At 54.6% G+C, this 7,041-nt stretch carries 7 protein-coding genes; 2 read left to right on the forward strand and 5 right to left on the reverse strand.

Annotation, left to right across the window (positions count from 1 at the left end):
- Positions 1–116 precede the first annotated feature (116 nt).
- From BOW51_RS05600 to hemA, 5 genes are read right to left on the reverse strand one after another with little or no spacing between them, the layout of a single operon-like run.
- Positions 117–710: a class I SAM-dependent methyltransferase gene (locus tag BOW51_RS05600; protein WP_078476838.1), complete on the reverse strand. Its 594-nt coding sequence runs from the start codon at positions 708–710 to the stop codon at positions 117–119.
- A gap of 21 nt (positions 711–731) precedes the next feature.
- Positions 732–1,139 (reverse strand): hypothetical protein, encoded by a 408-nt coding sequence (locus BOW51_RS05605; protein ID WP_078476839.1) that lies wholly within the window; start codon positions 1,137–1,139, stop codon positions 732–734.
- Between the two features lie 48 nt (positions 1,140–1,187).
- Complete coding sequence (prmC, locus tag BOW51_RS05610) at positions 1,188–2,024, reverse strand: peptide chain release factor N(5)-glutamine methyltransferase (RefSeq protein ID WP_078476840.1); 837 nt, start codon at positions 2,022–2,024, stop codon at positions 1,188–1,190.
- Positions 2,024–3,106, reverse strand: a complete 1,083-nt coding sequence (gene prfA / locus BOW51_RS05615; RefSeq protein WP_078476841.1) for a peptide chain release factor 1 — start codon at positions 3,104–3,106, stop codon at positions 2,024–2,026. The genes prmC and prfA overlap by 1 nt, the downstream gene beginning before the upstream one ends.
- Positions 3,103–4,365: a glutamyl-tRNA reductase gene (hemA, locus tag BOW51_RS05620; RefSeq protein WP_078476842.1), complete on the reverse strand. Its 1,263-nt coding sequence runs from the start codon at positions 4,363–4,365 to the stop codon at positions 3,103–3,105. Before hemA ends, prfA begins: the two co-directional genes overlap by 4 nt.
- Before the next feature lie 184 nt (positions 4,366–4,549).
- Between hemA and BOW51_RS05625 the strand changes: the two genes are divergently transcribed.
- Together BOW51_RS05625 and ispE are read left to right on the forward strand one after the other, a co-directional pair.
- On the forward strand, positions 4,550–6,181 hold the full coding sequence (locus BOW51_RS05625) for a tetratricopeptide repeat protein (protein ID WP_167367246.1): 1,632 nt from the start codon (positions 4,550–4,552) through the stop codon (positions 6,179–6,181).
- Positions 6,178–7,014: a 4-(cytidine 5'-diphospho)-2-C-methyl-D-erythritol kinase gene (ispE, locus tag BOW51_RS05630; RefSeq protein ID WP_078476844.1), complete on the forward strand. Its 837-nt coding sequence runs from the start codon at positions 6,178–6,180 to the stop codon at positions 7,012–7,014. The genes BOW51_RS05625 and ispE overlap by 4 nt, the downstream gene beginning before the upstream one ends.
- Positions 7,015–7,041: the final 27 nt, after the last annotated feature.

Genomic DNA, 7,041 nt, shown 5'->3' on the forward strand with positions numbered 1-7,041 from the left:
GACGCAGGGCGTCCGGGGCAATATCGGCCGTCGAAGATCGAGTGTAAAAGGGAGACTTGGATGTCCCGTTTTACATCACGAGATCAAAGACACGCTTGTGGGTGTGAGCCCTGTTGTTATTTGGTTGCCATGGCAACCGTGTAGTTCTTACTCTGTTTAATTTTTTTGTGATTTCCAAACACTTCAGTGAAAGCACGCTTGATGAACTGGCGTAAACCGGAAATCACGACGACATAGAGACGACCACCCGGTTCGAGGTGCTCATAGATATCCTGAAAAAAGAGATAATAGTGTTCGTTACTTGTCTTTGCAGGCAGGTTGGTAACTGCGAGGGTGAATTTCTGTGTCCGGTCGATATGCTTGAGACCATCGCTGAGCATGGCGGATGCGTTATCGATGTGATTGCGCGCAGCGTTGGCGTTGGCATACTCGACAGCAACAAAATCCTTGTCAACCATCAGGCATTCCCCGCTTGGTGCTGATTTCGCTATCGTCAGTCCGAGTGGGCCGTAACCGCAACCGAGATCGATCGCCCTGTCATCCTCGCGGATTTCAAGATGTTCAAGCAGCAGGCGTGTTCCTTCATCAATTGCGCGCGGTGAAAAAATGCCCCAGGTGGTATGAAACACCAGCCGGTGACCTTTCAGGGTTTCGCTGAAATGAATATCCTGACGCAAACGGTCAATGGTGTTGCGGTCGAGTGGCGCCAATAGTTTCTTTCCGGAAAAGGTTCAGAGATAGTGTCGCCAGTGGTTCGGGCGATGGTCGCGACAGCCGTGCTGGCCATGGCGATAATGTTCAATAAATACTTTGCGAGTGCAGTTGCTGTTGCCCTTGACGCAGCCCTGGTTGGCGCGCTCAACCTCTTCGGTATAGTAGTAAAGTGCGCGTTTGATTTTATACATCAGCTTGTTACTGAGATGGAAGCCTGCATCGATCAGGCCGGCCTCTATCTGTTCAAGGGGGATCTTGAGGAGTTCATAACGGATGCGCAGGGTCTGTGTTGAGGTGACATGTACCTCGATGACGCCTGTGACATCGGCAAGACTCAGTGCTGCAGCCTGTACCTGGTCCGGGTCTGGGTGAGCCGTATCGAAGGCAAGTTCGCGCACTTTGAAATTGTTATTTTTATCCTCCATCCACACATGCTATCGAAAATCCCGCATCTTGCAAGCGGGTTTTGTTCTTCAGGCGAGGGTGCCGAATGTGACGCGCTGGTTGCCACCGTGGTCGAGACAGGTCTCTATCTGATAATATCCTGCACTATCAAGTAGTTGCGTGACCTCTTCGGCCTGGTCATAGCCGTGTTCAAGCATCAGCATGCCGCCTGCTACCAGGTGGGCAGGTGCCTCTCGTACCAGTTGTCTGATCGCATCAAGCCCGTCGGGACCGGAGGTGAGCGCCAGTTGAGGCTCGAAACGGACATCGCCCTGCGCCAGGTGTGGGTCGTTTTCACAGATGTATGGCGGGTTACTGACCAGCAGGTCGAAGCGCATATCAGCGGGAATCGTCTCGAACCAGCTACCCAGGTGAAAGTGGATATCCAGTTGATGTCTGGCAGCATTCTCGCGTGCCACCTCGAGCGCCTTGGCAGAGATATCCGAGGCGTGAATTTCCCACTGTTTACGTTCACTGGCAAGTGCCAGTGCGATGGCTCCTGTGCCTGTACCCAGATCGAGGACGCGCAGTCGAAGTTGGTCGTCAAACATGTTGAGCAGGGTCTCGATCACAGTTTCCGTATCAGGCCTTGGAATCAGTACATCAGGAGTCACCTTGAGTTCAAGCGACCAGAAGTCGCGCTGACTGAGCAGGTGGGCGATTGGATTGCCGAGCAGGCGCTGTTCGAGAAGTTGTTCGAAGCGGGCATGCTGATCAGCGGTCGGTTGATGCTCTGGCCAGGCGATGAGCCAGCTTTCAGGCCTGTCAAGAAGGTGAGCGAGAAGCAGCCTGGCTTCGAGAGCCGGTGTTTCTGTCACTTCTTCGAGCCGGTCTGTTGCCTGTTGCAGCAGCTCCTTTACCTGCATCACGCTGTTTCGGCCATCGATGCAAGCAGTTCCGCCTGCTGCTCCTGTGTCAGCGGATCGATTACCTGGTCAAAAGTACCGTTCATGACCTCGTCGAGTTTGTAGAGGGTCAGGTTGATACGGTGATCGGTGATGCGGTTTTGCGGGAAGTTATAGGTGCGAATGCGCTCCGAGCGGTCGCCGCTGCCGACTTGCAATTTACGGTTGGCTGCGAGTTCACTCTGCTGCGCCTGCTGCACCTGATCAAGCATGCGTGATGAAAGTAGTGAGAGCGCACGTGCCTTGTTCTTATGCTGTGAGCGTTCGTCCTGGCACTCGACGACGATGCCTGTCGGCAAATGCGTGATGCGTACAGCCGAGTCAGTTTTGTTGACGTGCTGTCCACCGGCACCGGAGGCACGGTAGGTATCGATGCGCAGGTCTGCCGGGTTGATATCAACTGCGTCGATTTCATCGGCCGCTGGCAGAATCGCCACGGTACAGGCAGAGGTGTGAATGCGGCCCTGTGATTCTGTTTCAGGCACACGCTGCACGCGATGAGTGCCGGACTCGAACTTGAGACGTGAGTAGACACCGTTGCCGGTAATGCGTACAACAGCCTCTTTGTATCCGCCCTGTTCACCCTCACTTTCGCTGATCGTCTCTACCTGCCAGCCACGTGTTTCGGCATAGCGCAGATAAGCGCGCAGCAGTGCCCCTGCAAACAGCGCCGCTTCTGCGCCGCCGGTTCCGGCACGAATTTCGAGAAAGATATTACGCTCGTCGTTTGGATCGGTTGGTAACAGCAGCAGTTGCAGTTCCGGTTCGAGTTCAGCAAGACGCGCGCTGGCATCGTCGAGTTCTTCCTGTGCCAGTTCGGCCATCTCGGGATCATCGAGCATCTGCCTGGCGCCGTCGATTTCAGCCTCGGTTTCGGTAAAATGTCTGTAGGTTTCGACCAGTGGTTCTACCTGTGAATATTCACGGCTAAGGTCACGGAACTGGTTCTGGTTATTTTGTACAGAAGGTTCCGAGAGCAACGCAGTGATCTCCTGGAAGCGGTCGCTGACCTGCTCCAGCTTGTTACGAATTGAGGACTTCATCTTTTTTTATCGATGCCGATGGCGAACAGCTTGTCGGCCGCATCAAGCAGTTCCGTATGCCCGTTACTGCCTGCTTCGCGCATCTTGGCGCTGGGCGTATGTAGAAGACGGTTGGTCAGGGTGTGTGCAAGGAATTGTAGTGCTTCGTGCGGGGTTTTGCCGTTCTCGATTTGCTTGAGGGCGCGCTCGAGGACCTCGTCGCGTGCGCTTTCAGCCTGTGTGCGGAACGAGTGAATAAGGGAGACGGCATCGAGTGACTTGAGCCACTCCATGAAGTTATGTGTCTGCTGTTCGATAATTTCGGCTGCTTCTTCGGCTGCCAGCATGCGTGACTGCTTGTTCTCTTCGATAACAGTCTCGAGATCATCGACCGTGTAGAGATAGATATCCTCCAGTTTTCCGACCTCGGCCTCGATATCTCGCGGCACGGCAATATCCACCATGAAGATCGGTTGGTGCTTGCGTGTCTTGAGGGCGCTTTCAACCATGCCCTTGCCAAGAATCGGCAGCGGGCTTGCTGTTGAGGCAATTACGATATCAGCTTCGGCAAGGTGTGCCGGAAGATCCTGCAGGCCAATCGCATAACCCTCGAACTCCGAGGCGAGTGCAGCTGCCTTCTCGATGGTGCGGTTGGCGATGATGATGTGCTTGATGCCCTGCTGGTGCAGGTGACGTGCTGCCAGCTCGATGGTTTCGCCTGCGCCGATGAGCAGGGCTGTCTGCTCGCTGAGGTCGGCAAAAATCTGTTTTGCAAGGTTGACCGCGGCAAAAGCAACCGAGACCGGGCTGGAGCCGATGGCCGTATCGGTGCGCACCTGCTTGGCAACAGAGAAGCTGTGCTGGAAGAGGCGGTCGAGCATCTTGCCGCTCGACTTGGTTGATACCGAGATCTGGTAGGCATCTTTCACCTGGCCGAGAATCTGCGGCTCTCCGAGTACCAGTGAGTCGAGGCCGCTGGCGACGCGCATCAGGTGTGTGACGCAGTCCTTGTCGGTATGGGCATAGAGATAAGGTGTCAGCTGTGTTTTCTCGATGCTATGAAAATCGCAAATCCACTCGCTGAGTGCATCAATGCTGGAGTCGTTGACGGAGGCGTAAATCTCGGTGCGGTTGCAGGTCGAGAGGATGACAGCCTCTTCTGCGCCAGCCTGTTCGCGCAGTCCGCGCAGGGCGGCTACGACAATATCCGGGCCGAACGCGACCTTCTCCCGAATATCGACGGGAGCTGTCTTGTGATTGATGCCCAGGATGAGGAGCATCTCAGGTAATTAACTGTTTCAGTTGCATATCGCTGCCTATTCTAGCAAGGTCGGCACTGGATTGGAAAATATAGGCCCCGCCCTTATACTCACTGGTATGCACTATTTAATATTACTGACGCGCCTGCGGCGATCTCTTCTCTCTTGTTGCCTGCTTCTTGTGGCTACCATGGCCTCTCCTGCAATGGCTGAGCAAGATGTGGAGATACCATCTTCGCGCTCACCTGTTTTTGCCTCTCCGGATCTCATGAGCCGTTACCTTGCTGCCGAGATCAATGCCCATCGCGGCAGGCTCGAAGAGGCACTGGATGATTACTGGGTTGTAGCCCAGGCATCGCTGGATCCAATGGTTGTTCGTCGTGCGGCACGTATAGCCCTACATCTCTCATCAGAACGGGCACTGCCGGCAGTTGAGTTGTGGGTACGTGTTTCTCCCGATGCTATCGATGCGCACCAGGCACTACTGTTACTGCATTTGAAAGAGGGACAGCAGGAGAAGGCATTGGCAGCGGCAGAGGAGTTGATGCGCGCGGCGGCAATTGCCGGCAAGGACGGCTATCTTGAAATCGCGGCAGTCGCGGCAGTCGCGACGGTTTCGGGTGATGTCGACAAGGCTGTAACACTGCTCGAGGCAGTGGCGGAAAAGAACAGCGAAGATTCCGGTTCATACTATGCATTGGGTGTCGCGCTTTTCGGCATGAAGGAGTACGTAAGGGCTGAGTCTGCATTGCGACAGGCGATCGACTTGCACAAGGATGATGCGCGCTACTGGATGTTGCTAAGTCGCCTGCTGTCGGTTCAAGAGCAATTCGACGAGGCGGAGAAGGTACTTTCGCAGGCGGTTTCGCACCATCCGGAAGAGCGTATTTTACAGCTCGCGTATGCCAGCAGCCTGGTTACACATAACAAATACCAGGCAGCATTCGAAGTCTACAGGAACATGCTTAAGGCTGAACCCGATGATCCCGAGTTGTTGCAGACGGCTGGTGTATTGGCAATTGAACTCACCCTGTGGCCTGAAGCCAGGCTCTATCTTGAGAAGCTGCTCGAATATCCGAAGATGCGTGATCATGCCCGCTTGCTTCTCGGTAAGGTCGAACTGGGCGTCGGCGATGTGGATGCCGCGAGCGACTATTTCAACAGGGTCCAGGGCGAGTTGCAGGGCGAGGCCGTCGTTCAACTGGCAAAAATCGAGTTTGAAGCAGGCAGAATTGAATCCGGCCACAAGCTTTTTGATCAGCAGCGGCTTGCGGAGCCAGAGCAGGCGATTGCTTACTATCTTGCAGAAGCTGAATTGCTCAAGTCGGCAGATTACATCGAAGAGGGGCTTGCTGTGCTGGCAACGGCAATCGAAATCCATCCCGATGATCTGGACCTACTCTATGCGCATGGCATGCTGTCGATAGATAACGGGGATATTGTCACTCTCGAGAAACGCATGCGTGAAATTATTGCGGCAGACCCGGACAATGCTCTGGCACTGAATGCACTCGGGTATACGCTGGCAGATGAGACTGACAGGTACGCAGAAGCACTCGAATTGATCACCAAGGCATTGCAGCTTATGCCGGAAAGCCCGGCGATACTCGACAGTATGGGCTGGGTACTATTTCGCATGGGACGTTACGATGAGTCGATATCCTATCTTCAGCAGGCGGCTGAAATAAATGCTGATGGTGAAATTACCGCACATCTCGGCGAGGTGCTGTGGCACAGCGGCAAGCGCGAGGAGGCGATGAGCGTTTGGAAGAGCGGGCTCGAGCGCGAGCCTGACAACAGGCATATCGTTGAGGCGATGAAACGCCTGCAGCCATGAGCATCGCGGTGGAACGCTTTCCTGCCCCTGCCAAACTCAACCTGATGCTGCATATCACCGGACGGCGTGATGATGGTTATCATCTCCTGCAGACGGTATTCCAGTTTCTCGATTACGGAGACGAGCTCGGTTTCGAGGTGCTTGAGAGCGGAGAAATCGAAAATTCAACCCCGCCCGCAGGTGTAGCACACGATGATGACCTCATCGTCAGGGCCGCGCGCTTACTGCAAAGTGACAGCGGTACCAGGCTGGGAGCCAGAATTGAACTCGAAAAGCGACTGCCAATGGGTGGTGGTCTCGGCGGAGGCAGTTCAGATGCCGCGACCACCCTGGTTGCGCTGAACCGCTTGTGGGGGCTCGAATACTCAAAACAGCAGCTTGCCAACCTCGGTTTGCAGCTGGGTGCAGACGTACCAATATTTGTTTATGGCGAGGCAGCTTGGGGTGAGGGAATAGGTGAAAAACTGACTCCGGTAGAGCTCCCGGAGCGCTGGTTTCTGGTTGTCAGGCCCGATGTTTACATCGAGACGCCCAAATTATTTCATGATTCTGAATTGACAAGGAATTGTCATCCCATCACAATAGCCGACTTTCTCGCGGGATTGGGCGAAAATGTCTTTTTCCCACTGGTGAAAAGACGCTATCCGGCGGTTGCTGAAATTGCTGATAGGCTCTCGGCTCTTGGCGAGGTAAAATTGACCGGAACTGGCTCCTGTCTTTTTATCGCCTTTGAAGATGAAAAGAGCGCACAGGATGCCGTAGCGAAGCTCCCGGACGGGCTTGAGTATTTTGTTGCCCGGGGTGTGAACCGTTCGCCGCTTTATGCGGATTGAGAGAAAGATTATTGGGGCGTGGCCAAG

The sequence above is a fragment of the Solemya elarraichensis gill symbiont genome (assembly GCF_002021095.1).
Lineage (GTDB): Bacteria > Pseudomonadota > Gammaproteobacteria > Chromatiales > Chromatiaceae.